Annotated in this window: 27 protein-coding genes and 2 tRNA genes; 15 read left to right on the top strand and 14 right to left on the bottom strand. The window is 71.3% G+C overall.

All coding sequences use genetic code 11. The features are described from left to right. Positions 1–90: 90 nt before the first annotated feature. Positions 91–678, bottom strand: coding sequence for a pentapeptide repeat-containing protein (locus AB0I91_RS42610; RefSeq protein WP_498782076.1), 588 nt, complete (start codon positions 676–678; stop codon positions 91–93). A gap of 155 nt (positions 679–833) precedes the next feature. Between AB0I91_RS42610 and AB0I91_RS42605 the strand changes: the two genes are divergently transcribed. Continuing rightward, positions 834–1,823, top strand: a complete 990-nt coding sequence (locus tag AB0I91_RS42605) for a malate dehydrogenase (protein WP_498782074.1) — start codon at positions 834–836, stop codon at positions 1,821–1,823. A gap of 136 nt (positions 1,824–1,959) precedes the next feature. Next, on the top strand, positions 1,960–2,769 hold the full coding sequence (locus AB0I91_RS42600) for an inositol monophosphatase family protein (RefSeq protein WP_499641930.1): 810 nt from the start codon (positions 1,960–1,962) through the stop codon (positions 2,767–2,769). Positions 2,770–2,794: 25 nt separating this feature from the next. Here the strand turns inward: AB0I91_RS42600 and AB0I91_RS42595 are convergent, their stop codons facing one another. Beyond that, entirely contained in the window at positions 2,795–3,700 is a 906-nt protein-coding gene (locus AB0I91_RS42595) for an NAD-dependent epimerase/dehydratase family protein (RefSeq protein WP_499641928.1), read from the bottom strand. A 78-nt stretch (positions 3,701–3,778) separates the two neighbouring features. On the opposite strand from AB0I91_RS42595, the gene AB0I91_RS42590 reads away from it, so the two are divergent. Then, entirely contained in the window at positions 3,779–4,477 is a 699-nt protein-coding gene (locus AB0I91_RS42590) for a TetR/AcrR family transcriptional regulator (protein WP_498782068.1), read from the top strand. Here AB0I91_RS42590 and AB0I91_RS42585 read toward each other — a convergent pair. From AB0I91_RS42585 to AB0I91_RS42555, 7 genes are all read right to left on the bottom strand, one after another. Continuing rightward, the gene (locus tag AB0I91_RS42585) at positions 4,399–4,623 is read right to left on the bottom strand and encodes a DUF1918 domain-containing protein (RefSeq protein WP_073885810.1); all 225 of its coding nucleotides are present in this window, start codon (positions 4,621–4,623) and stop codon (positions 4,399–4,401) included. The genes AB0I91_RS42590 and AB0I91_RS42585 overlap by 79 nt on opposite strands. A gap of 67 nt (positions 4,624–4,690) precedes the next feature. Then, complete coding sequence (locus AB0I91_RS42580; protein ID WP_498782066.1) at positions 4,691–5,086, bottom strand: bacteriophage spanin2 family protein; 396 nt, start codon at positions 5,084–5,086, stop codon at positions 4,691–4,693. A 38-nt stretch (positions 5,087–5,124) separates the two neighbouring features. Then, positions 5,125–6,081: an ABC transporter ATP-binding protein gene (locus tag AB0I91_RS42575; protein ID WP_498782064.1), complete on the bottom strand. Its 957-nt coding sequence runs from the start codon at positions 6,079–6,081 to the stop codon at positions 5,125–5,127. After that, entirely contained in the window at positions 6,078–6,875 is a 798-nt protein-coding gene (locus tag AB0I91_RS42570; RefSeq protein WP_499618391.1) for an ABC transporter permease, read from the bottom strand. The genes AB0I91_RS42575 and AB0I91_RS42570 overlap by 4 nt, the downstream gene beginning before the upstream one ends. Next, entirely contained in the window at positions 6,868–7,569 is a 702-nt protein-coding gene (locus tag AB0I91_RS42565) for an ABC transporter permease (protein WP_499641926.1), read from the bottom strand. The genes AB0I91_RS42570 and AB0I91_RS42565 overlap by 8 nt, the downstream gene beginning before the upstream one ends. A 115-nt stretch (positions 7,570–7,684) precedes the next feature. Then, positions 7,685–8,056: a hypothetical protein gene (locus AB0I91_RS42560; RefSeq protein WP_498782058.1), complete on the bottom strand. Its 372-nt coding sequence runs from the start codon at positions 8,054–8,056 to the stop codon at positions 7,685–7,687. After that, positions 8,053–8,370: an ArsR/SmtB family transcription factor gene (locus AB0I91_RS42555; protein ID WP_498782056.1), complete on the bottom strand. Its 318-nt coding sequence runs from the start codon at positions 8,368–8,370 to the stop codon at positions 8,053–8,055. The genes AB0I91_RS42560 and AB0I91_RS42555 overlap by 4 nt, the downstream gene beginning before the upstream one ends. 76 nt (positions 8,371–8,446) lie before the next feature. On the opposite strand from AB0I91_RS42555, the gene AB0I91_RS42550 reads away from it, so the two are divergent. Beyond that, the gene (locus tag AB0I91_RS42550; protein ID WP_498782054.1) at positions 8,447–9,655 is read left to right on the top strand and encodes an MFS transporter; all 1,209 of its coding nucleotides are present in this window, start codon (positions 8,447–8,449) and stop codon (positions 9,653–9,655) included. On the opposite strand, the gene AB0I91_RS42545 is transcribed toward AB0I91_RS42550, so the two are convergent. Together AB0I91_RS42545 and AB0I91_RS42540 are read right to left on the bottom strand one after the other, a co-directional pair. Further along, a complete protein-coding gene (locus AB0I91_RS42545) occupies positions 9,586–11,181 on the bottom strand; it encodes a serine/threonine-protein kinase (RefSeq protein ID WP_499641925.1) in 1,596 nt (531 codons plus the stop codon). The two genes, AB0I91_RS42550 and AB0I91_RS42545, sit on opposite strands and share 70 nt — an antisense overlap. Positions 11,182–11,190: 9 nt before the next feature. After that, positions 11,191–11,850, bottom strand: a complete 660-nt coding sequence (locus tag AB0I91_RS42540; protein ID WP_499641923.1) for an HhH-GPD-type base excision DNA repair protein — start codon at positions 11,848–11,850, stop codon at positions 11,191–11,193. Between the two features lie 262 nt (positions 11,851–12,112). On the opposite strand from AB0I91_RS42540, the gene AB0I91_RS42535 reads away from it, so the two are divergent. Beyond that, positions 12,113–13,462, top strand: a complete 1,350-nt coding sequence (locus tag AB0I91_RS42535; protein WP_499641921.1) for a glycosyl hydrolase — start codon at positions 12,113–12,115, stop codon at positions 13,460–13,462. Here the strand turns inward: AB0I91_RS42535 and AB0I91_RS42530 are convergent, their stop codons facing one another. After that, the gene (locus AB0I91_RS42530) at positions 13,463–14,578 is read right to left on the bottom strand and encodes a J domain-containing protein (protein WP_498782046.1); all 1,116 of its coding nucleotides are present in this window, start codon (positions 14,576–14,578) and stop codon (positions 13,463–13,465) included. A gap of 58 nt (positions 14,579–14,636) precedes the next feature. On the opposite strand from AB0I91_RS42530, the gene AB0I91_RS42525 reads away from it, so the two are divergent. The 3 genes from AB0I91_RS42525 (at position 14,637) to AB0I91_RS42515 (ending at position 15,132) form a co-directional block, all read left to right on the top strand. After that, positions 14,637–14,710 (top strand) — tRNA-Pro (locus AB0I91_RS42525). Further along, positions 14,711–14,784: transfer RNA gene (locus AB0I91_RS42520), tRNA-Pro, on the top strand. A gap of 90 nt (positions 14,785–14,874) precedes the next feature. Beyond that, the gene (locus AB0I91_RS42515) at positions 14,875–15,132 is read left to right on the top strand and encodes a metallothionein (protein ID WP_498782044.1); all 258 of its coding nucleotides are present in this window, start codon (positions 14,875–14,877) and stop codon (positions 15,130–15,132) included. A gap of 11 nt (positions 15,133–15,143) precedes the next feature. Here the strand turns inward: AB0I91_RS42515 and AB0I91_RS42510 are convergent, their stop codons facing one another. Together AB0I91_RS42510 and AB0I91_RS42505 are read right to left on the bottom strand one after the other, a co-directional pair. Beyond that, entirely contained in the window at positions 15,144–15,623 is a 480-nt protein-coding gene (locus AB0I91_RS42510; RefSeq protein ID WP_499618400.1) for a hypothetical protein, read from the bottom strand. A gap of 141 nt (positions 15,624–15,764) precedes the next feature. Beyond that, a complete protein-coding gene (locus tag AB0I91_RS42505; protein WP_498782098.1) occupies positions 15,765–16,571 on the bottom strand; it encodes a metal-dependent hydrolase in 807 nt (268 codons plus the stop codon). Positions 16,572–16,853: 282 nt separating this feature from the next. On the opposite strand from AB0I91_RS42505, the gene AB0I91_RS42500 reads away from it, so the two are divergent. From AB0I91_RS42500 to cofG, 7 genes are all read left to right on the top strand, one after another. Continuing rightward, on the top strand, positions 16,854–18,074 hold the full coding sequence (locus tag AB0I91_RS42500) for an NADP-dependent isocitrate dehydrogenase (RefSeq protein WP_230572336.1): 1,221 nt from the start codon (positions 16,854–16,856) through the stop codon (positions 18,072–18,074). A 228-nt stretch (positions 18,075–18,302) separates the two neighbouring features. Continuing rightward, complete coding sequence (locus tag AB0I91_RS42495; RefSeq protein ID WP_498782040.1) at positions 18,303–18,617, top strand: SH3 domain-containing protein; 315 nt, start codon at positions 18,303–18,305, stop codon at positions 18,615–18,617. Between the two features lie 12 nt (positions 18,618–18,629). Next, on the top strand, positions 18,630–18,848 hold the full coding sequence (locus tag AB0I91_RS42490; RefSeq protein WP_230572334.1) for a hypothetical protein: 219 nt from the start codon (positions 18,630–18,632) through the stop codon (positions 18,846–18,848). Between the two features lie 9 nt (positions 18,849–18,857). Continuing rightward, positions 18,858–19,670, top strand: a complete 813-nt coding sequence (locus AB0I91_RS42485; RefSeq protein ID WP_499641919.1) for an exodeoxyribonuclease III — start codon at positions 18,858–18,860, stop codon at positions 19,668–19,670. A 49-nt stretch (positions 19,671–19,719) separates the two neighbouring features. After that, on the top strand, positions 19,720–20,289 hold the full coding sequence (locus AB0I91_RS42480) for a hypothetical protein (protein ID WP_499641916.1): 570 nt from the start codon (positions 19,720–19,722) through the stop codon (positions 20,287–20,289). Positions 20,290–20,421: 132 nt separating this feature from the next. Next, a complete protein-coding gene (locus tag AB0I91_RS42475; RefSeq protein ID WP_499641914.1) occupies positions 20,422–22,107 on the top strand; it encodes a TIGR03767 family metallophosphoesterase in 1,686 nt (561 codons plus the stop codon). Positions 22,108–22,258: 151 nt separating this feature from the next. Then, a partial coding sequence (gene cofG / locus AB0I91_RS42470) for a 7,8-didemethyl-8-hydroxy-5-deazariboflavin synthase CofG (protein WP_499641932.1) occupies positions 22,259–23,022 on the top strand: 764 nt, incomplete at its 3' end.

Here is a 23,022-nt window from a genome sequence, read left to right as displayed (position 1 = left end):
CATACAACAGCGGTATGCGGCCCATTCGGCCGCACCGCCGGGAACCACCTCAGGCGCGACTCTCATCGAACGAGACTTGTGAAACAGGCGCTAGCCGACGCGCAACCCGTGCGCCGCGGCGAAGGCGACGGCCGTGTCCAGGTCCACCCGCGCACCGCGCAGGGTGGCCTGGACGAGCCCGTCGGCGTCCAGCCGCGCGCCGGTCAGGTCCGCGCCCTCCAGCCGGCACCCCCGCAGCCGCGCGCCGGTCAGGTCGGCGTCACGCAGGTCCGCCTCGCGGAGGTCCGCCTCCTCGAGGTTGGCCTCCCGCAACCGCAACCCGCGCAGCGACGCCTTCCGCAGCACGGCGCCGGACAGCCCGGCCAGCGTGAGATCGGTCTCGGTCAACGTGATCGGCCGCAGCGCGCAGTCCACGAACACCGATCCGAGCCACGAGCACGACGTGAACTCGGCGGACCCCAGCACCGCGCGGGTGAACCGGCAGGAGCGGAACGCGGTGGCCTTGTGGGTGGACTCGCCCAGGTCGGTCCGGTCGAACGTGCAGTCGGTGAACGTGCAGCCCGACGTCGCCAGCCCGCGCAGGTCGGCCTCGGTGAAGTCGCACCGGACGAACGACCTGCCTGCCCACTGCTGCCCGTACAAGACCGCGTCGGTGTAGTCCTCGCCGATGATGTCCACTGTCACACCTTGTCATCGTCGCCCAGTTGGTAACCTCCGACCTGCCGGGCAACCCGCCCGGTGCGCGGTCCCGGAGTAGAGACCGCCGCTGACAGGTCGTCAGCCTGCCTAGTGGTCGTGCCCGAGGACTGAAGCCACAACATTCGGGAAGGCACATGACCCGCACGCCCGTGAACGTCACCGTCACCGGTGCGGCCGGCCAGATCGGCTACGCACTGCTGTTCCGCATCGCCTCCGGCCACCTCCTGGGTCCCGACGTCCCCGTCCGCCTGCGACTGCTGGAGATCCCGCAGGCCGTCAAGGCCGCCGAGGGCACCGCGATGGAGCTGGACGACTGCGCGTTCCCGCTGCTGTCCGGCATCGACATCACCGACGACGCCAAGACCGCCTTCGACGGCGTCAACGTGGCGCTGCTCGTCGGCGCCCGCCCGCGCACGAAGGGCATGGAGCGCGGTGACCTGCTGGAGGCCAACGGCGGCATCTTCAAGCCGCAGGGCGAGGCGATCAACGCGGGCGCGGCGGACGACGTGCGCGTGCTGGTCGTCGGCAACCCGGCCAACACCAACGCCCTGATCGCCCAGCAGCACGCGCCCGACGTGCCCGCCGAGCGGTTCACCGCGATGACCCGCCTGGACCACAACCGGGCGCTGTCGCAGCTGGCGAAGAAGCTCGGGGTGTCGGTCACCGACATCAAGAAGCTCACCATCTGGGGCAACCACTCGGCCACCCAGTACCCGGACCTGTTCCACGCCGAGGTCAAGGGCCAGAACGCGGCCGAGGCCGTGAACGACCAGGCCTGGCTGGAGAACGAGTTCATCCCGACCGTCGCCAAGCGCGGCGCGGCGATCATCGAGGCGCGCGGCGCGTCCTCGGCGGCGTCGGCGGCGAACGCGGCCATCGACCACGTCCACGACTGGGTCAACGGCACCGCCGAGGGCGACTGGGTCTCGATGGCGGTCCCGTCGGACGGCTCCTACGGCGTGCCGGAGGGCCTGATCTCGTCGTTCCCCGTCACGGTGACCGACGGCCGGTACTCGATCGTGCAGGGCCTGGAGATCGACGACTTCTCCCGCGCCCGCATCGACGCCTCCGTGGCCGAGCTGGTCGAGGAGCGCGACGCGGTCAAGGCCCTGGGCCTGATCTGAGTCCCAGTGCCGCGACCGGCGGCCGGCACCGCGATCCGCCCGTCCGACCGGCGGAATACGGGGCAAAGGCCGCCGGTCGCGGCACTGGCCCACGGGCGAGCCGCCGCCGGTGGCCCGCCCGTGGCATGTTGGGTGCATGGAACCGTGGCCCGTGCCGACCCCGACCCTGCCCGCCGACGTCCACCCGGCGCTCGCCGCCACCGCGCTCGCCGCGTCGGCCGCCTACGACGGCGCGCGGCGCGAGTTCACCCGCGTGCAGCTGCGCGAGGAGATCGCCGACGGCGCGGACGGCACGCCCACCATGCGGGTGGACGCGATCGTGGAAGCCGCGATCGCCGAGGCCGCCGCCGGGGCGGGCGCGAACCTGCTCTCCGAAGAGGCCGGGTTCATCGACAACGGCTCCGCGGCCACCCTGGTGATCGACCCGGTGGACGGTTCCGCGAACGCCGCCATGGGCGTGCCGCTCTCGTGCTTCGCGGGCGCCCTGGTGATCGACGACCAGCCGGTCGAGGCGCTCACCGTCTGGTTCGACACCGGCCGCGCCTGGTCGGCGCACGCGGGCAGGCCCACGCCCTACCGCACCACCGGCCGCACCGCGCTCAAGGGCGCGTCGATCTGCATGATGCGGCCCAAGCGCGGCACCGAGGACGCGTGGATGCGCGTGGCCAACCAGGTCGACCGCGTCCGCATCCTGTCCACCACGTGCCTGGAGGCGGTGCTGGTGGCCGAGGGCGCGGTGGACGCGTTCGCCGACCCCGGCTCGGACACCCACCGCCTGATGGACCTGATCGCGGCCCTCGTCACCGTGCCCGCCGCCGGGGGAGCGCTGCTCGACCTGCGCGGCCGGCCGCTGACCTTCGACCTCGACCTGTCTCGCCGCTGGTCGGGCATCGCCGCCGCCACGCCCGCCCTGGCCGACGACCTGATCACCACCATCCTGGGCTGAGACCGTTCCCAGGTTGCCGTTTCGCTCAACCCCGGTACCAGCGCGCGGTCTCCTCGATCGCCTGCTCGTGCGGCGTGACGGGCAGCGGCCCGAACGTGGCCTCGAACGCGGAGTGGTCCACCACCCACGGCGCGGTGCGCTGGTGGTCCATCTCGCCGGAGCCGCGCAGCCGCTTGTCGAACAGCGAGCCCACCGCGACCGAGAACGCCGGCAGCCGCATCGGCTTGCGGGCGTTGCCGAGCACCCGCCCGGTCAACGCCGCGAACTCCCGCACGGTCAACGTCTCCGCCGCCGGCGTGAGCCAGAGCTTCCCGTCGGCCCGCTCGTCGTCGCCGAGCACGATCTGCGCCCGCGCCGTGTCGCGCAGGTAGGCGAACGTGTGCGGCAGGTCCAGCGGCCAGAACCACAGGCCCGCCCGGCCCGCCGCCATCGGCTTGATCAGCAGCTCGCCGGGCAGCGAGCCCGTGCCGCCCGGCCCGTAGTAGTCCGAGGACCGGCACGTCGTGACCGGCACGGAGGCCGCCCGCAAGCGCTTGCCCAGCTCGCTGCGCAGCTTCTCCTTCACGCCCGCCGGCCGTTCCGGCGTGTCCTCCCGCATCGGTCCCGACACCGGTCCGAACGCGTACAGGTTGTCCGTGTAGACGATCTTCGCGCCGACCGCCTCCGCCGCCGCGATCGTGTTGTCCACCATCGTGGGCAGCATCTCGACCCAGTTCGAGTACAGCACGTTCGCCGCCAGGTGGACGACCGAGGCGCCCTCCACCGCCTTGAACGTCGACGCCCGGTCCATCAGGTCGGCCCGCACGTCCTGCGCGCCCTTCGGAACTCCACCTGAACGAGTGACAGCCCGCACCTCCCGGCCGTCCACCACCAGCTGTCGGGCGACCTCCCACCCGATGCCCCGCCCCGCACCCAGCACGACCGCCGTCATGACGCCCCCTCGTATCAAGCCGTAACTTCTGTTAGAAGTTCTAACACAAGTTAGAGTGCTTGTGTCAAGGAGGCAGCAGTGGTCAACGCCCGCCGCGAGCGGTACCGCGAGGAAACGAAGACCGAGGCCAAGCGCATCGCCTTGGAGCAGCTGGCCGAGCTGGGGATCGCCGGCATCTCGGTCAACGCCATCGCCAAGCGCATGGGCGTGACGGGTCCGGCGCTCTACCGGTACTTCAAGGGGCGCGACGACCTGCTCAACGACCTCGTCCGCGACGCGTGGCAGGACCTCGCGGACGCGGTGGAGGAGTCGGTGGCGGCGTCGAGCGGCGCATCACCACCCGATCGGGTGCGCGCGTTCGCCGAGGCGTTCCGGTCGTGGGGCGTCGGCCAACCGCACCGGTACCTGCTGCTGTTCGGCACGCCGCTACCGGGCTACCACGCGCCGCAGGACACGATCCTCCTGGCGCACCGCACCATGAGCGCGCTGCTCCGCGTGCTGCCGCGCGAAGACTCCGCCACGGCCGGGTCGTCCACACTGGACGCCCAGCTCGTGGGGTGGGCGGGCGCGCGCGGCGAGGGTGACGTGCCCCCCGCCGTGCTGCTCACCGGCCTGCGTGCGTTCACCAGGCTGCACGGCGTGCTCAGCCTGGAGGTCTCCGGCCAGTTCGGGCCGATGGGGGTCGACCCGGCGCTGCTCTACCGCGCCGAGGTCGAGTCCTTGATCCTGGGTGATTCGGGGGTCCGGGGCTCCACCAGGCTGTCGGGGCCGGGGTAGACCAGCCCTTCGTGGCCGTCGGAGAAGCGGACCCGATACGGGGGCGCACCTTCCGGGCCGCGCACTTCGAGGATCTCGCCGACCGTCTCGTCGAGACCAACCGCGCGGCTGTGGATGTGCAACCGGTCGCCTACTGTCGCGTGCATCTGCAACACCTCCGGTGCGTCACAGCGTAGGACTGTTCCGAAGGTACCGACAGCCTGACGTTTCCGCTCAGGCGCAGGCGTTGGACAGCTTCGCCACCTGGTCCAGCTTCTGCTGCGACCACCCGGCGATGTTCGCCGGGTTCAAGTCGTCCAGCGTCACCTTGCCCATGGTGTCGGAGACGCCGGTGATGGCGTCCTGGAGCGTGGCGTCGCCTGCCTTGGCGGCGAGCGCGTTCAGCTCCTCGGCCTTCTTCTGGGTCTCCTCCAGCGCCTTCTGCGGGTCGGTGGCGTCGGGCGTGAAGCCGGCCAGCTTGAGCGCGTCGATGCACAGCTGCGCCTTGTCCGCGGCCGCGCCGACCTGGTTGGCGGTGTCCGAGGCCTGCTGCACGGCCTCGCAGCCCGAGACCGCGGCGGCGAGTCCCATTGCCAGCAAGAGGGTGGCTACCGGACGACCTGCGCGCATGAGGTGCTCCCGTTCTACGTTGACCGTTTCGTCCGACTCTACCGACGCGCGTACAGCCGACGCACCACGTCGTCGATTTCCGGCTCGACGACCACCAGGTCGTGCACTTCCGCCCTGGTGGCCACGGCGGAGATCAGCGCCGCCGCCGTGGTGTCCGCCCGGCGGAACGTGAGGTGGTGTCGCAAACCGTTGAGCTCGACCCGGCTCGACGTCACGCCGGGCAGCCCGGCCAGCTCACCGCTGGGCTTCTCCAGGTCGATCACCAGCACCCGCTCCGGGGCCACCTCGGCGCGCAGCTCCTCCAGCGCGCCGTCCGCGAGCACCGTGCCCCGGTCGATGACGACCAACCTGGGGCACAGCCGTTCGATGTCGTCCAGGTCGTGCGTGGTGAGCAGCAGGGTGGTGCCCCGGTTCGCGTTGAGATCGGCCAGGAATTCCCGGAGCCGTTCCTTGGATTCCAGGTCGAGCCCGATCGTCGGCTCGTCCAGGACGAGCAGTTCCGGCCCGTGCAGCAAAGACGCCGTGACCTCGCCCCGCATCCGCTGGCCGAGCGACAACTGGCGGACCGGCGTGTCCAGGAAAGGCCCGAGCTCCAACAGCTCGACGCACTCCCGCAACCGACTCCGGTAGTCGCCCGCCGGCACCCGGTAGATCGCCCGCAACAACTCGAAGCTGTCCCGCAACGGCAAGTCCCACCACAGCTGGCTGCGCTGACCGAACACCACGCCGATCCGCCGCGCCAGCTCCCGCCTGCCCCGCGAGGGTTCGACCCCGCACACCCGGACGTGACCGGACGTGGGCACCAGGATCCCGGTCAGCATCTTGATGGTGGTCGACTTGCCCGCGCCGTTGGGCCCCACGTACCCGACGGCCTCGCCCGCCGCCACGTCGAACGCGACGGCGTCGACCGCCCGCACCACCCGCTTCTCCCGTCGGAACCGGCCGACCTTGGTGGTCACCGTGAACTCGCGACGCAGGTCGCGCACTTCGATCATGATCCAGTCCCTCGGTAGTGCCGAACGGCCGTCCGCCACACCAGACCGGCCAGGACCGCCGCCGCGACCGCGACCAACGGCGAGATCCACCCCAGCAGGGCGGGCCCGCCCAACGGGTCCGGCCGGTCCAGCAGGGCCAGGGCGGGGTAGTAGGCGACGAACGCGCCGGGGACGACGAACGCGAAGAACCGCCGCAGCCAAGGCCCGAAGACCGTGGCGGGGTAGGAGGTGAACGCGTTGCTGCCGTACGTGACCGTGTTGGCCAACTCCTGGCCGTCCACGACCCAGAAGCACACGGCGTTGGCCGCCACCCAGATCGCGGAGAAGATCACCGCGCCGCTGATCGGCGCCAGCACGACGAGCCCGGCGGTAGACACCGACCACGCGATGTCGTTGTGGCCCAAGGCGTACACCAGCGCGCCGACCCCGGCGGCGATGCGCCCGACCTTCCGCAGGTGCAGGTCGGACGCCATCATCTGCGCCAACGTGCTCAAGGGGCGCAGCAGCAGCACGTCGAACGTCCCCGTGCGGATGTACGTGGGCAGTTCGTCCAACTGCCCCGCCACCAGGTCGGCGATCCCGAACGCCGTGCCCGCGATCGCGTACATCAGCACGACTTCCGAGACCGAGAACCCGCCCAGCGCGCTCACCCGGTTGAACAGCACCAGGATGATGGCCAACTCGGCGAGCTGGTTGACCGCCTGCGCGAGGCACTGCATGAGGAACGACGCGCGATAGGACATCTGCCCGCGCAACCGCGCGCCGACGAGCTTCGCGTACACGCTCTCAGCCACCCTGGACCACCACCTTCCGCACCGCCCGTGACAGCACCAGGTGCCCCGCGGCGAGCACCGCGACGGCCCAGAACGCCTGCCCCGCGAGGAGAGGCCACGGCGACCCGCGTTCGAGGAAGACGTCGATCGGCGCCTGCAACATGGCCGCGAACGGCGTCGACCACACGATCGGCAGCGCCCACTCGGGGAAGAACGCGAGCGGCACGGCCAACCCGCACAGCAGCCAGGTGAGCGCCGTGTAGAGCGCTTGGACGCCGCGGTTGTCCAGCAGCCAGAACGTGGTCGCGTTGAGCAGGAACCGCAGGCCGAAGCTGACCGCCACGGCCAATGCCACGCTGACCGCGAAAGCCGGCAACGTGCCGATCGACGGCCAGCGGAAGGGGAACAGCAACGCCCCGAACGCCACCGGCGGAGCGAACCGGACGGCCACGGCGTAGCACGCGCGGCCCACGTCCTCGGCGAACAGCGCCAGTTGCAAGTGCCACGGCCGGTACAGGTCGACCACCACGTCACCGCTGCGCACCCGATCGGAGAGGTGCTTGTCGCCCCAGAGGACGACCACGGCCATCAATCCTTGACCCAGCCACACGTAAGTCGCCGTGGCGGCGACGTCATAGCCCGCGATGGCGCCCTGCGTGACCGCCGCGACCAGCACGGCCAGCCTGAGCAGGCCGAAGGCGACGTTCGTCGCCATTCCGGCGACCATCGCCTGTCGATAGGTGGAATACCTGCGGAATCCGGCCAGCGCTAGGAAAGCGTAAGCGCGCACGGTTGTTCACCCTAGGAACCACCGCAACCGAATTACCGGACTACGACCGCGCCGACACCCACTCCCGCACCCGCTCCCTCAACCCCTCGTCCCGCACCTGCGAGACCACCGGCTCGACCGCCCGTGCCACGGCCTTCGCGTACCTCCCCGACAACCCGTCCTCGGCCAGCACGTCCACCGCCAACGCGTCCGGATCCGCCGCCCGGACACCCAGCGACCGCACCACCCGGGCCCGCAACGCGAACCGGTCGGCCACCGCCCGGTCCCGCCGCACCCCGCTCCGCTCGCCACCGCGCGAGGCCGCCAACGCCACCGCCGCCCACGCCAGCCGGTTCACGGCGGGCCGCTCCTCGTCGTACACCCGCCCCTGGGCGAGCACCCGCACCCACTCCCAGTCGTTCGCGTCACTCACCGCCGTGCCGCCAGCACACCGTCGAGCAGCCCCGGGAACAGCGCATCCAAATCCTCCCGGCGCAACGAACTGATCCGCGACGTCCCCTGCGGTCGAACGCGCACGACACCCGCCTCCCGCAACGTCCGCACGTGATGGGTGAGCGTCGACGCCGTCACCCCCAGCGGCAGCACCCCGCACGACAGGCCCTCCTCGTGCGTCGCCAACGCGCGCACGATGCGGAGCCGCACCGGATCGGCCAGCGCGTGCAGCACCGACGCTATCCGGATCTCGTCCCGCTCCGGGTGGGGGAGCACAACAGTCATAACGCCCATAGTACGAGCCCCATCAAACTTCGATGAACGTCGTAGTACGATCCCCGTCGAAACACACTCGACTGGGGGATCACACATGTCGGCACGCACCTACCTCCTCGCCGCCGGGGCGTTCGCCATCGGCACGAGCGGGTACATCGTCTCCGGCGTGCTGCCGGCCGTGAGCGAGGAACTGGACGTCTCGCACGCCACCGCGGGACAGCTGCTCACGGCGTTCGCGATCGCCTACGCGGTCTCGTCACCCCTCCTCGCTGTCCTCACCGGCCGGTGGGAGCGCCGCACGCTCCTCGTCGTCGCCCTCGGCGTGGCCGCGTTCGGCAACCTCCTGGCCGCGCTCGCCCCGAACTACCCGCTGCTCATGGTCGCCCGCGTGATCAGCGCGCTCGGCGCGGCGATCTACACCCCCGCCGCGACCCTCGTCGCCACCGTCCTGACGCCGCCGGAACACCGCGGCCGAGCCGTCGCCCTCGTCTTCGGCGGCTTGTCGTTCTCGCTCGTCCTCGGCGTGCCCGCGGGCAACGTGCTCGGCGGGCCCCTCGGCTACCAGGGCGTGTTCGCGCTGATCGCGGCCGTCTCGGTGCTCGCCGCGATCGCCGTGCGCCTCTGGCTGCCCCGCGTCGACGCCCCGCCGGCCGTCGGCCTGCGCCAGCGCATCGCACCCGCCGCCGACCGCCGCGTGCTGATGGTCCTCGCCCTGACCGTGCTCGCGTGCCTGGCCGTGTTCAGCGTCTTCAACTACATCGCGCCCCTGCTGGCCGAGACCGCGGACGTGGAAGGCGCCACGATCGGCGTCCTGCTCATCGCCTACGGCCTGGGCTCCGTGCTCGGCAACTGGGGCGCGGGCCGCCTCTCGGACCGCTTCGACACCCGCAAGCTGCTCGTCGTCCTGTTCAGCTGCTTCACCGTCGTGCTGGCGACGTTGCCCCTCACCGCGACGACCCCGGTGTCGGCCGGCGTCGCGCTCTTCGCCTGGGGCGCGCTCACGTGGTCGGCGAACCCGCCCATCCAGAGCTGGCTGATCGAGCTGGCGCCCGCCAACAGCGGCCTGCTGCTGTCGCTCAACGCCTCCGCGATCTACCTCGGCGTGGGCCTGTCCGGCGTGCTCGGCGGCGTGGTGATCAGCTGGGTCGGGCTCGGCCCGCTGGCCCCGATCGCCGCGCTGCCCGCCCTGACGGCCCTGGTGATGCTGATCTTCGCGCTCAAGCCCGAACCGCGTCAGGACCCGCCGAACGCGCTGGTCGTCGTCTCGCCGCCCGCGGAGGGCGCCGCCAAGCAGTGGAAGTAGGCCTGGTCGCCGTCGGTGAAGCCCACCGCCGTGAACCTCCAGCCCGAGGTGTCGACCCTCGGCCGGGTGTTGGCCGCCATCACCTCGGCCGTGCAGGCGCTCGCCACCTCGGGCGCCTTGACCAGCTCGTCGTTGTCGACGTCCGGCACCGGCCCGGACAGCCACCCGCCCGCGAACGCCTCCCAGAAGTGCTCCTCCGAGCAGTTCCCGACCTTGCGCGCACTGGCCGCCTGGCCGCCGACGGACACGATGCCGCGGTAGCAGGTCGGTTCGGCGACGCAGTACCCGGTCGCGCACTCCTTCAAGGCGGGCGGCGGGAGGGGCTTGCCGGAGCTTTCGCCGGTGGACCCGGCTCCGGTCGTCGTCGTGGTGGTCGTGGCGGTGGACTTGGACGCCCACCACCACGTGCCCAGGGCCACCAGCGTCGCGAGCACCGCGGCGCTGATCACCAACGGCCAGGGCTTCTTGGCCGGCGGCCGAACGTAACCGGCTCCCGCCGACGGCGGCGACACCCGAGGCGTCGACCCCGCCAACGGCCGCGAGTCGCGGGGCGGCAACCCGGTCGCCGGCGGCGACCCCCAAGCCGGTGACCCGGCCGCCGGCGAGGACCCCCAGGCCGGTGTCTGGGCTGCCGGCGAGGATCCCCAGGCGGGTGACTGGGCCACCGCGGGCGACCCCCAGGCCGGTGGCTCCGCCGGCCGGGAGACCGGCGACGGGCCCGACGCCTCCACCACCCGGCTCAACTCGTCGCGCAACCGGTCCGCCGTGGGCGTCCGGCGACCGACCTCGGGCTCCAACGCCCGCACCAACGCCTCGTGCATCCCCTGCGGCACGCCGGGCACCCACGGCACCGGCGCCCGCAGCACCTGCCCCAACTGGTCGAACGACTCCACGGGCCACGGCACCGGCCGCGGCGGCTTGCCCGCCAGCAGGTCGTACAACGTGGCCGCCAGGGAGTACACGTCCGCCGCCGGCGTCGGCGGCGCCATCGCGAACGCCTCCGGCGGCGCGTAGCTGGGGCTCAACGCGTCCCGCGTGACCGTGCTCGAACCCTCGGCGTCCAGCAACGCCGCCAGCCCGAAGTCGGCCAGCTTCACCGTGCCGTAGCGGTCCAGCAGGATGTTGCCCGGCTTGATGTCCCGGTGCAGCACGCCTTCCGCGTGCGCGGCGGCCAGCGCGTCCGCCAACCGCACGCCCAACTCGAGCACCCTCGCCGCGGGCAGCGGCCCGTCGCGCTGCACCACGTCGGCCAGCGACCCGCCCGTGCACAGCTCCATGACCAGGTAGGGCGTGCCCTGCGGGGTGAAGTTCGCGTCGTGCACCGACACCACGTGCGGGTGCCCGGACAGCCGCGCGGCGGCGTGCGCCTCGCGCAGGAACCGCCGCCGGTCCCGCTCGCTCTGCAGGACCCGGTTGTCGACCTTCACCGCGACGTCGCGGTTCAACTGCACCTGGCGGGCCCGGTAGACGGTGGCGAAACCACCCTGGCCCAGCGGCGTGAGATCGGTCAGACCGGGCAACTCCACGCCGGGACTCTAGCCCTTCGCCGCCGCCTTGCCCGCCGTTTTCCCCTTCGCCACGGCGGTCTTCCCCTTCACCGCCGCCTCCGCTCCCGCCGGGCCCTCCACCTGACCGCCTGCCTTCGCCGCCTTCTTGAACGCCCGCACCTCGGCCAACGTCTCGGCGCTGGTCACGTCGGCGATGGACCGCCGCGAACCTTCCTCCCCGTACGCGCCGGCGGCCTCCCGCCACCCGTCCGGCGTCACCCCGCGCTGCTTGCCGAGCAGCGCGACGAAGATCCGGGCCTTCTGGTCGCCGAACCCCGGCAGCTCCTTCACCCGGCGCAGCACCTCCTTGCCGTCCGGTTGGCCGGCCTTCCAGATGTTCGCCGCCTTGCCCTTGTAGTGCTCGATCACGTGCAACGCCAGCGCGTGGACCCGACGTGCCATCGACGCGCCGTACCGGTGGATGGCCGGCGGCGGCACGCACAGCTCGACGAACGCCTCCACGTCGGTCTCCGCGATCTTGGTGATGCTGAACCCGTCCATCCGGTCCGCGATCTTCCGCGGTCCGGCGAAGGCGTGCTCCATCGGGAACTGCTGGTCCAGCAGCAGCCCCACCAGCAACGCGAACGGGTCGTCGCTCAGCAGCTTGTCGGCGGCCGGGTCACCGGTCAGGCGCAGCTTCTTCGGCATGCGGGCCATCCTCCCACCGGATCCCACGACTCCACCCGCCGAACCTCGCCGATCACCCCGCCCTGTCGAACTCGCCGGTCAGCTGGCCGACCGGTGGCGGGCTCCGCACGACGTCCTCGTGCCTCGGAACGCAGCCCGCGCCCGCTGCCGACCTGCGCCATCCGGTTGACTACTTAACCGGTTAATCGCTACCGTCCAACGATCCGCCGCCACGCTCCGAAGGCCGCCACCTTTCGAGAGGCAGGACGCAGTGCGAACAGCGATGACGCTGGTAGCCCTACTTCTGGTCACCCTCGCCCCACCCGCCGCCTCCGCCGCGGCGGCACCGCCGCCGATCCCGGTCGTCGACTACCTGAAGCGCATCACCGGCACCCGCACGGTGACCGGGATGCACAACAAGGAGCCCAACTCCGACCCCGCCCGCCACACCGCGAAGGTCCACGCGATCACCGGCGTGTACCCCGGCCTGTGGGGCGGCGACTTCCTCTTCGCCCAAGCCGACGTCGACCACCGCCGGACGATGGTCGACCAGGCGCTCACCGAGTGGCGCAACGGCTCGCTGGTCACGTTGACGTGGCACGCCTGCCCGCCGACCCGGCCGACCGCGTGCGGCTGGGACGGGGGCGTGAACGACGACCTCACCGACGCCCAGTGGGCGCAGCTGATCACCGACGGCACCGCGCTCAACAACGCCTGGAAGGCGCGCCTCGACGAGGTCGTGCCGTTCCTGCGCCTGCTGCTGGACGCGGGCGTGCAGCCGCTGTTCCGGCCGCTGCACGAGATGAACGACGGCTGGTCCTGGTGGGGCGGCCGGCCCGGCGCGAACGGCAGCCGCCGCCTCTACCAGCTCACCCACGACCACCTGGTGAGGACCCGCGGCCTGGCCGGCATGGCGTGGGTGTGGAACGTCAAGGACCTCGACCCGGCCGGCATCGCCGACTACTACCCGGGCCCGGCGTACGCGGACGTCCTGTCGCTCGACGCGTGGAACAGCTTCTGGCCCGCGAGCACCTACCGCGACGTGCTCAAGTCGCTGGCGCAGGGCAAACCGCTGGCGCTGGCCGAGGTCGGCAAGGTCCCGTCACCCGCGGAACTGGCGTCCCAGCCCGAGTGGTCGTACTTCATGGCGTGGCCGGAGTTCTTCGACGACAAGCAGCTCAACCCCGACAGCGCCGTCCGCGCCACCTACGCCTCGCCGCGCGCGGTCAACCAGGGCGGGCTGACCGGGTCCGCCAACCTGGCCCTCGGCCGCCCGTCCTGGTCCACCACCACCGAGAGCGCCGCCCACCCGTCGGCCCACGCGTTCGACGGCAACCCGGCCACCCGGTGGAGCAGCGCGTTCACCGACCAGCACTCGCTGTGGGTCGACCTCGGCTCGGCGCGACCGGTCCGCCGCGTCCGGCTCGACTGGGAGGCCGCGCACGCCCGGCAGTACCAGGTGCAGGTCTCGTCCGACGGCACGACGTGGACCACCGTGCACGAGAACTACGCGGCCGACGGCGGCACGGACGAGATCACGCTGGACACGAGCGCGCGTTACGTGAAGCTGTACGCCTTCCAGCGCGCGACCCCGTACGGCTACTCGCTCTGGGAGATGGGCGTCTTCGGCTAGTCAGCCCGCGGTCCGCGCGATCGGCACGACCTGCCCGATCAGCAGGCGCAACGCCTCCCGGTCCACCGTGGCCGGGTCCTCGGCCAGCCAGTCGCCGATCTCCTCGACGAACTGGGCGGGCGTCATCGGCGGCACGATGGCGTCCGCCGGTTCCTCGGTGGTCACCACACCGTCGCGGCTCGGGTAGACCAGCAGCGCGGTCCGGATCTCCAGCCACGGCAGCAGCTTCCGGTACACCGCGAGGCTGCGCGGCATCCGCATGCCGCCGCCCCGGAACGGGTGGCCGTTGCGCCACACCGTGCCGTCGTCCTCGGCCTCGTAGTGCCCGGGCAGCCACGACTTCGACTCGATCAGCACCAGCTTCCGCCCGCACAGCACGGCGTGGTCGACGTCGGCGAACACCGAGCCCGGCCAGGCGAGCCCGTGGAAGATCCGCGCGCCGGGCAGCCGGGTCAGGTACTGGCTGAGCAGGTCGGCGGTGAGCCGCTCGCAGACCCGGTCGTCCGTGGTCCCGTGCACGACGCCGGTGTCGTGGTCCGCCGTGAACGACCGGTCGGCCCGGACCGCCGCCAGGTACCGCCGCACGAGCCGGAACGCCGCCGTCGCCGCGGCGGCCACCACCAGCAGCCAGACGCCGAGCGCCAACGGCGAGAAGTCGATGACGACCACGGGCAGCAGCAGGAAGAACCACCCGCACATGGCGGCCAGCGCGGGCGCGTGGCCCGGACCGGAGGCGGGCGCGTACCGGACCCGCTGACCGACGTCGACCAGGTGCCACCACGCGAGGCCGCCGAGGTCCACCACGGGCTTCGGAGGTACGAAGTCGGGATCTTCGCCGAAGTTGCGCAACCGACCGGTCCGGCCGGAGCGCGGCGGGCGGGTCGGCGACGTCGGGCGTGCGCCCGGACGGGTGAACGACCAACCGCGGTCGTAGTCACGTCGGCGAGCCGGGTCCCGCAGGGTGTCATATGCCTCTTGCAGCATCCGGAAGGTGCCGGAGGACCCGCCCGCGTCCGGGTGCATGACCTTGGCCAGGGAGCGGTAAGCGGACTTGATCTCCGCCTCGGACGCGTAGCGGCCGACCCCGAGGAGTTCGTAGTAGTCGACTCCGCGCACGAGGGCAGACCTTAGCGGCCCTGTCTCCGCGACCTCGGTCATGGTTAGTGTTGGGCAGGAGCCCGGTAGCGCAGTGGTTGTCGCGCCCTCCCCAAGGGAGGGAGGACGCCGGTTCGAATCCGGCCCGGCTCGGGACCATGTAGCGCAGTGGTTGACGCGCCCTCCCCCTGGGAGGGAGGACGCCGGTTCGAGTCCGGCCTGGTCCGCTCGGTCCGACCTCGTGCGCGCGCACGGGGTCCGGGTTCGTCGAGCGGGTTCGAGTTGCCGGTGCCCGCCGACCGGCGCACGCTTCGGCCATGGCGACTTGCGACGTCTGCGGCAACGACTACTGGATGGCCTTCGAGGTCCGCACGGTCGGCGGTGGCGTGCACACGTTCGACAGCTTCGAGTGCGCGATCCAACGCCTGGCGCCGCGCTGCGAGCACTGCGACTGCCGCATCCTGGGCCACGGCGTCGAGGTGCAGGGCCGGTTCTTCTGCTGCGCCCACTGCGCGCGCAGCGCGGACCGCCTCGGCGCCGAGATCAAGGACACCGTCGGCGCGCACCCCGGCTGACCGCCGAGGTCTCAGCCGCAGTCCAGCACCAGCCGGCCGTTGACGAACGTCGGCTGCAGGTCGCCGCGCGCGTCCACGCTCTTCGTGCCGTGCGGCAGGACTTCCTCGATCGCGCTGAACGCGAGGATGTCCGACACGCCGTAACGACCCCGCAGCGTGCGCTGGCCGGGGAACCGCAGCGCCCGGCCCTCCTTGCGGTCGCGGTGCGCCAACGCCGCCCGCAGCGCGCCGCGGGTCAGCTCCTCGGGCCCGGCGAGCCGTTGCAGGGAGCCGTTGTGCACCGCCACGCCGTAGCCGCGTTCGATCAGCGTCGACACGGTGTTCTCCGAGGGCTCCTCGGTGAGCCGGAACGACATCGCGTGCCGCCCCTCCACCTCGTGGACGCACACGAGCTGGGCGTGGAACAGTAGCGTTTCGTAGAGCGAAACCGCGACGGCGTCCGCGGTCGTCCGGTCGTCGTGACCGGCGTTGAGGCCCAGCCAGGTGGTCATCCGGCGGCCTCGACAACGTTGTCGTGCGTGGGGTGGGGCACGAAGTCCTCCTCGACGCGATCGGCGCGGGACAGGATTTCGGAGGAGGCTAGTCCGTTCGGGTGATGAAGTGGTAGCCGCCGAATGGCCGGTATCTGAAAATCAGATGGGCAGCAGGTCGAAACTTTCGAGGAACGGGAGCGCGCCCGCCTGCTGCAACGCGGCGGCGGAGAGCCAGACGCTCAGGATCGTGACCAGCGGACCGACGATGGCCATCTCGACCCGGCCGCCGGTCTTCATCCGCATGATCTTCGGCGGCGCGACCGGGAACCAGGTCTTGCCCATCAGCGGGATCGGCCACAGGATCGGGCAGCCCTGCTCGGTGATCGCGTCGCCGAGGTAGTGGGCGAAGCACCCGACGCCCACCGCGACCCCGCACGCCGCCGCGCTGGCGGGCGTCTGCGCCGTCCAGGCCACGCAGGCGACCGTGATGGCGGCCGAGACGCCCGTGATGAGCAGGGCGTCCTTCTGCGGGCACCAGTCGTTCATGATCCCGCGCACGGCGAGGCCCGCGAACACGAACATCAGCGCGGGCAGCGCCCACTTCTGGGACTGCTGCACCACGGCGGTCGTGCCGACGGCGGCGACCAGGGCGAAGGCCAGCGTGTGCGTGAGGCCGCGGTGCCCGCCGTCGCGGTTGGAGTCCTTGCGGGTGCGGGTGGTGCGGTAGACGAACGAGCTGATCGTGTTGATCAGGGCCGACGCGCCCGCGCTGACCGGCCCGAACGTGCGGGAGATCGTCGAGGACGGGTGGTCGAGGTCGGGCAGCAGGGCGGCGCCGGTGGCGAGCACCGCGCCGACCGCCCAGCTCTGCGGCGTGAGCTGGCCGATGGGGTGGTTCTCGGCTATCGCGGTCACCGCCGCCCAGGCCAGCAGACCGCTCATGGCGTGGGTCGGACCCGTCGACAACGCTGCCCCCTTGATCACTCGTCCGGGTCCGAGGTTAGCGGGGCGGGGACGTCCGGAGGGTGCATTCCGCGAACGCGTGTTCGAGTGTCGCCCCCGGTCGTCCCCGTGCGGCGGCCCGGCGGCGCGGCTGGTTGTATTGGCCGGAGACCACACGTGCCACCGGCGGTCGCGGCTCGGCGCAGATGTGACGCCGTTCCCTTTTTCCGCCCGGGTGGACGCAAGCAACCCGACATAGCAGTACGCTTGTCTTGCTTGCATTGTCGCGAGAGGAGCGCCCTGAGTATGGGCAAGATCAAGGTTCAGGGGACCGTCGTCGAACTCGACGGCGACGAGATGACGCGGATCATCTGGCAGTTCATCAAGGACAAGCTGATCCACCCGTACCTGGACGTCAACCTCGAGTACTACGACCTGGGCATCGAGCACCGGGACGCCACCGACGACCAGGTCACCATCGACTCCGCGCACGCCATCAAGAAGCACGGCGTCGGCGTGAAGTGCGCCACCATCACGCCCGACGAGGCGCGGGTGGAGGAGTTCGGCCTGAAGAAGATGTGGGTCTCGCCGAACGGCACGATCCGCAACATCCTCGGCGGCGTGGTGTTCCGCGAGCCGATCATCATCTCGAACATCCCGCGGCTGGTGCCGGGCTGGACGAAGCCGATCATCATCGGCCGTCACGCGCACGGCGACCAGTACAAGGCGACCAACTTCAAGGTCCCCGGCGCGGGCGAGCTGACCATCACGTTCACGCCCGAGGACGGCTCCGAGCCGATCAAGCACGTGGTGGCCAACTACGGCCCCGACGGCGGCGTGGCCATGGGCATGTACAACTTCAACAAGTCCATCGAGGACTTCGCGCGCGCCTCGTTCTCGTACGGGTTGCAGCGCAACTACCCGGTGTACATGTCGACCAAGAACACCATCCTCAAGGCGTACGACGGCGCCTTCAAGGACATCTTCCAGCAGGTGTTCGAGGACGAGTTCAAGGCGCAGTTCGACGCCGCGGGCCTGACCTACGAGCACCGGCTGATCGACGACATGGTGGCCGCCGCGATGAAGTGGGAGGGCGGCTACGTCTGGGCGTGCAAGAACTACGACGGCGACGTGCAGTCCGACACGGTCGCGCAGGGCTTCGGCTCGCTGGGCCTGATGACGTCGGTGCTGATGACGCCGGACGGCAAGACCGTCGAGGCCGAGGCCGCGCACGGCACGGTGACCCGGCACTACCGCCAGCACCAGGCGGGCAAGCCGACGTCCACCAACCCGATCGCGTCGATCTTCGCGTGGACCGGTGGCCTCAAGCACCGCGGCAAGCTGGACGGCACCCCCGAGGTGACCGGCTTCGCGGAGACGCTGGAGCAGGTCATCGTGGAGACCGTCGAGAGCGGCCGGATGACCAAGGACCTCGCCGTGCTGGTCGGCGCGGACCAGGAGTGGCTGACCACCGAGGACTTCCTCGGCACGCTGGACGAGAACCTGCAGAAGAAGATGGCCGGCTGACGCCCGCCCTTCGGCTCGCGCGACAAGGGGACCGCCTCCGGGCGGTCCCCTTGTCCGTTCCGGCGCCGTTCCCCGGTGCGCTTGGCGGTGCGGTTCGCGGTTCCGGTGCCGTTTCCGTGACGGCGTCACCCGACCGGTTCCCCGGTGGGGTGGAATGTGCCGCCGACCGGCCCGCGGCCCATCGGCCCGCGCTATATCTGCACTTCGGCAGAGGTGTCGGGAGGCGTGATGTTCGGGATTCCGGTGCGCGGCATGGTCGTCGTGGGTGTGCTCGCGGCGGCGGGGCTGATGTACGTCGCCAACGAGGGCAAGAAGCTCGGGGTGGACGAGACCGCCGCGCGCGAGTGCAGGGTGACGGTGATCGCCGACATCCTCAACGTGCGGTCGGGGCCCGCCGACACCCAGCCGATCGTGGCGACCATGCCGCGTGACGCGGTGGTGCGGGCGGAGGCGAGGATCGAGAACGGCTTCCGACTGCTGTCGGACGGGCGGTGGGTGAAGGCCGAGTTCGTGACACCCACCTCGGACAGCGGCTGCACGTGATGTGATGGGCGGATGTTCTTCAAGTGGCGGTCGTTCCGGCGTGGCGTGGTGACGTGCGCGTGCGAGCCGGAGTGGCCGGGCCTGCGGTCGGTGGTGGACGGGCACGAGATGGCGGGGGTGCCGTCGCCGGAGGGCAGCAGCCCGTTGGTGCTGATGTGGGGCCTGACCGCGTCCTGCACGGGCTGCGGCGCCGAGTACCCGCACGGCTGGGCGGTCGCGGATCGCGGTTAGGCTGCCCGGGTGCTGACCGTCTCCTCGATCAACGTCAACGGGCTGCGTGCCGCCGCGAAGAAGGGCTACCTCGAGTGGCTGGCCGCGACGGCGGCCGACGTCGTGTGCCTGCAGGAGGTGCGCGCCGAGCCGGGGCAGCTGGCGGACGAGGTGCGCTCGCCGGAGGGTTGGCACGTGGCGCACGCGTACTCCGAGGTCAAGGGGCGCAACGGGGTCGCGGTGCTGACGCGCGAGGCGCCGCAGGCCGTGCGGATCGGGTTCGGGGTGCCCGAGTTCGAGCACTCGGGCCGGTACGTCGAGGTCGAGCTGGCCGACGTGGTCGTGGCGTCGCTGTACCTGCCCAGCGGTGACGTCGGCACGCCGAGGCAGGACGAGAAGGACCGGTTCATGGCGGCGTTCCTGCCGTACCTGGTGGAACTGCGCGACAAGGCCGCCGCCGACGGGCGCGAGGTGCTGGTGTGCGGCGACTGGAACATCGCGCACCGGGCCGAGGACCTGAAGGCGTGGAAGACGAACCAGAAGTCGTCCGGCTTCCTGCCCGAGGAGCGCGCCTGGATGGACCGCGTGTACGGCGAGGCGCGCTACGTCGACGTGGTCCGCTCCCTGCACCCGGACGTGGCCGGCCCGTACACCTGGTGGTCCTACCGGGGCAAGGCGTTCGACAACGACTCGGGCTGGCGCATCGATCTCCACGTCGCCACGGCCGCCCTGGCCGCGACCGCCCGCACCGCCGTGGTCGAGCGGGCGGCTACGTATGCCGAGCGTTGGTCCGACCACGCGCCCGTCACGGTGAGTTTTGACTGGCCCAAGGCGGGGCAGTGAGTCGTACGGCTTGATCCCGCGGCGGAGGCGGTCCATCTAGCATCGGCCGGTGTCCGTGGACCTCGAAGCGACCGTGCCCGAGCCGGTGCGGTTGGACGTCCTCGTGGCGGCGGCCGAGCGGCTCCTGGCCGGGTTGCTCGCCCTGCCGAGCCGGCCGGAGGTCGTGGTGTTCGGCGGGCGTCGGTACCAGCAGGGGCGCCGGGTCGGGGAAGGTCGCCGGTTGAGCCGACCGGACTTGGTGGCGCAGGTGGTCGGCCCGCACTCACCCGGGCGGTCGGACGGCGCGTTCGAGTTCGAGGTGCTCGGCGGCGAGATCGCCTGGGCGTGGATGTCGGTGATGGACGACGTGGAACCGGGCGAGCCGACCTACGTCCTGTTCTCGCCCTCGCGGACGTGCGGGGGTGTCGTGCTGGCGACGGCGCTCGCGCTGGCGGTCGCCGAGTGCGCGGGCGGTGAGTTCCGGGACGAGGAGATCGGGATGCTCGTTCCGCCGGAGACCGATCCGGCCCGGGTGGTCGAAGTGACGCGGTTGACCGACCCCGCCTTCGACTTCGGTGACGCTTGCGAGCGGTACCTGCGGCAGTTCCCGCAGCTCGGCGGGTGGCCGTCGCGGGCCTGATCCCTTGCCGCGCAACGGAACCGATCCACCCGACGATCGACTTCCCTCGTTCGGCCGCACTTCACCCCGAGTTCGTGACGCGCTCCCCGGTTCGTGAGAACTTTTCATCTAACCGAGACGCGGGAGTGTTCGATGGGGATCAGCCGGCGGCGTTTCTTCCAGGCGACGGGTGCGGCGGGCGCGGTGTTGTTGTGGGGTGGGCCCGCTTGGGCGGCCACCACCGGCACGACCCTGGACGCGGCGGCCACGGCGGTCGGCGGCACGGGGTACCGGAGGTTGCAGGCGGGACCGGGGTGGCCGGTGGTGGTGCGGTCGGACCTGGCCACGCCGGGCGCGGGGCGGGCGGACCGGCGCACGTCGCTGGCCTGCTTCGTCCAGTTCACCGACATGCACATGGTCGACGCCCAGAGCCCGGCCCGCTTCGAGTACACCCACCCGTTGCTGGGCGCGGGCGCCTTCCGGGCCCACGAGACGCTGGCCCAGCACACGTCGACGGCGCTGGTCCAGCGGATCAACTCGATCGGCGCCGGGCCGTTCACCAACCGCCCGATCGACTTCATGATGACCACGGGCGACAACACCGACAACCACGAGCTGATCGAGCTCGACTGGTTCCTCACCGTCCTCAACGGCGGCCGGATCACCGCCAACACCGGCGACCCCGCCCGCTACGAAGGCGTGCAGGACTCCGGCGTGAAGTCCTACTGGAACCCGCACTCCACCCTCGTCGACGACTACAAGGCCAAGGGCTTCCCCCACCTGCCCGGCCTGCTCGACGCCGCCATCCGCCCGTTCGACAGCCCCGGCCTGCGCATCCCGTGGTACTGCACGTTCGGCAACCACGACGACAGCGTGGTCGGCACGCTGCCCGACGGCCTCCCGATCGTCGACGGCCTCTACACCTCGAACCGCAAGATCATGGGCTTCACGGACGGCCAGGTGCAGCGGCTCGCCAAGGCCATGACCGACCCCGCGCACGTGCTGGACGCGGCAGCCGTCGTCGCCGAGGGCGGCCTGGTCCGCACCGTCACGCCCGACGCCCGCCGCCGGCCGTTCACCACCGCCGAGTTCGTCCGGGCGCACCTCGACCCGCGCCACACCGGCCCCGGCCCGCACGGCCACGGCTTCACCGACGACAACGCCGACGGCGTGGACGTCTTCTACACGTTCCCGATCGCGCCCGGCGTCACCGGCGTCAGCCTCGACACCACGACCACCGGCGGCTTCGCCGACGGCTCGATCGGCCTGCACCAGTACCTCTGGCTGGAGCGGACCCTCAAGCGCGGCAGCTCCCGCTACTACGACGTACTCGGCTTCCCGCACCGCCAGGACGTCACCGACGAGCTGTTCATCCTGTTCAGCCACCACACCAGCTGGACCATGGGCAACGTCCTGCCCGACCGCCGCCGCCCGCTCGACCCGAGGCTCGACGGCAAGGCTCTCGTCGACCTCCTCGGCCGGTTCCCGAACGTCGTCGCCTGGGTCAACGGCCACACCCACGAGAACCGGATCGTCCCGCACGGCACGGGCGAGCGGGCGTTCTGGGAGATCAACACCGCCGCGCACGTCGACCACCCGCAGCACGCCCGGATCATCGAGCTCGCCGACAACGGCGACGGGACGTTGTCCCTGTTCACGACCCTGGTCGAGGGTGACGCGCCCTACCAGGCAGACTACGGCGACTTCTCGCCGCGCGGCCTCGCCTCACTGGCCCGGGAGTTCGCGTTCAACGACCCGCACGCCAACGCGAACGCCGTCGGCACGCCGACCGACCGCAACACCGAACTCCTCGTCGCCGGGAGGGCGCCGGTCCGGTGACCCGGTCGGGCTGACGGGCGACCAAGCCCCGACTGCGCTTCGTGTTGGAGATCACACTGAGCGTGATCGGGAATCTTCGCCGCCTAGTGTCGTTGTCGTGGCCGTGGACATCTCGATCGCCCCGCCGGATCCGACGCCGAGTGGGTCGTCGATGCGACGTGCGTTGCGCCGTGCCGCCGATGGTGCGGTGTTGGACGTGACCGAGGCCGCGGTGCTGTTGCACGCGCGTGGTGAGGACCTGGAGGCGTTGCTGCGGGCCGCGGGTCGGGTGCGGGACGCGCATCTGGTGGCGGAGGGTCGGGCGGGGGTGGTGACCTACAGCCGCAACGCGTTCATCCCGTTGACGCGGTTGTGTCGGGACCGGTGTCATTACTGCACGTTCGCCACGGTGCCGCACAAGCTGCCGGCGGCGTTCCTGGAGCGCGACGAGGTGTTGGAGATCGCGCGTGCGGCGGCGGCGCAGGGCTGCAAGGAGGCTCTGTTCACGTTGGGCGACCGGCCGGAGGAGCGGTGGCCGCAGGCCAAGGAGTGGCTGGAGGCCCGCGGCTACTCCTCCACCCTCGACTACGTGCGGGCGTGTGCGATCGCGGTGCTGGAGGAGACCGGGCTGCTGCCGCACCTGAACCCGGGCGTGCTGAGCTGGGAGGAACTCCAACGGCTGCGTCCGGTGGCGGCGAGCATGGGCATGATGCTGGAGACCACGGCGGAGCGGTTGTGGTCGGAGAAGGGCGGCCCGCACTACGGCAGCCCCGACAAGGAGCCCGCGGTCCGGTTGCGGGTGCTCACGGACGCGGGCCGGGTGAACGTCCCGTTCACGACCGGGATTCTGATCGGGATCGGTGAGACGATCACCGAGCGCGCGGAGTCGTTGTTGGCGATGCGGGGGATCGCGCGGCAGTACGGGCACATCCAGGA

The organism is Actinosynnema sp. NPDC049800 (assembly GCF_040656635.1).
In the GTDB taxonomy this organism is placed as follows: domain Bacteria; phylum Actinomycetota; class Actinomycetes; order Mycobacteriales; family Pseudonocardiaceae; genus Actinosynnema.
This window is presented reverse-complemented; position numbering and strand designations above follow the sequence as displayed.

Bases quoted from the DNA above. Each gene is read 5' to 3' on its own strand.
- AB0I91_RS42500 (WP_230572336.1), top strand. From the start codon at position 16,854: ATGGGCAAGATCAAGGTTCAGGGGACCGTCGTCGAACTCGACGGCGAC.
- AB0I91_RS42535 (WP_499641921.1), top strand. From the start codon at position 12,113: ATGACGCTGGTAGCCCTACTTCTGGTCACCCTCGCCCCACCCGCCGCC.
- AB0I91_RS42580 (WP_498782066.1), bottom strand. From the start codon at position 5,086: ATGCGCGCAGGTCGTCCGGTAGCCACCCTCTTGCTGGCAATGGGACTC.
- AB0I91_RS42600 (WP_499641930.1), top strand. From the start codon at position 1,960: ATGGAACCGTGGCCCGTGCCGACCCCGACCCTGCCCGCCGACGTCCAC.
- AB0I91_RS42510 (WP_499618400.1), bottom strand. From the start codon at position 15,623: ATGACCACCTGGCTGGGCCTCAACGCCGGTCACGACGACCGGACGACC.
- AB0I91_RS42540 (WP_499641923.1), bottom strand. From the start codon at position 11,850: ATGCCGAAGAAGCTGCGCCTGACCGGTGACCCGGCCGCCGACAAGCTG.
- AB0I91_RS42550 (WP_498782054.1), top strand. From the start codon at position 8,447: ATGTCGGCACGCACCTACCTCCTCGCCGCCGGGGCGTTCGCCATCGGC.
- AB0I91_RS42490 (WP_230572334.1), top strand. From the start codon at position 18,630: ATGTTCTTCAAGTGGCGGTCGTTCCGGCGTGGCGTGGTGACGTGCGCG.
- AB0I91_RS42555 (WP_498782056.1), bottom strand. From the start codon at position 8,370: ATGGGCGTTATGACTGTTGTGCTCCCCCACCCGGAGCGGGACGAGATC.
- AB0I91_RS42585 (WP_073885810.1), bottom strand. From the start codon at position 4,623: ATGCACGCGACAGTAGGCGACCGGTTGCACATCCACAGCCGCGCGGTT.
- AB0I91_RS42595 (WP_499641928.1), bottom strand. From the start codon at position 3,700: ATGACGGCGGTCGTGCTGGGTGCGGGGCGGGGCATCGGGTGGGAGGTC.
- AB0I91_RS42495 (WP_498782040.1), top strand. From the start codon at position 18,303: ATGTTCGGGATTCCGGTGCGCGGCATGGTCGTCGTGGGTGTGCTCGCG.
- AB0I91_RS42475 (WP_499641914.1), top strand. From the start codon at position 20,422: ATGGGGATCAGCCGGCGGCGTTTCTTCCAGGCGACGGGTGCGGCGGGC.
- AB0I91_RS42575 (WP_498782064.1), bottom strand. From the start codon at position 6,081: ATGATCGAAGTGCGCGACCTGCGTCGCGAGTTCACGGTGACCACCAAG.
- AB0I91_RS42515 (WP_498782044.1), top strand. From the start codon at position 14,875: ATGGCGACTTGCGACGTCTGCGGCAACGACTACTGGATGGCCTTCGAG.
- AB0I91_RS42605 (WP_498782074.1), top strand. From the start codon at position 834: ATGACCCGCACGCCCGTGAACGTCACCGTCACCGGTGCGGCCGGCCAG.
- AB0I91_RS42565 (WP_499641926.1), bottom strand. From the start codon at position 7,569: ATGGCGACGAACGTCGCCTTCGGCCTGCTCAGGCTGGCCGTGCTGGTC.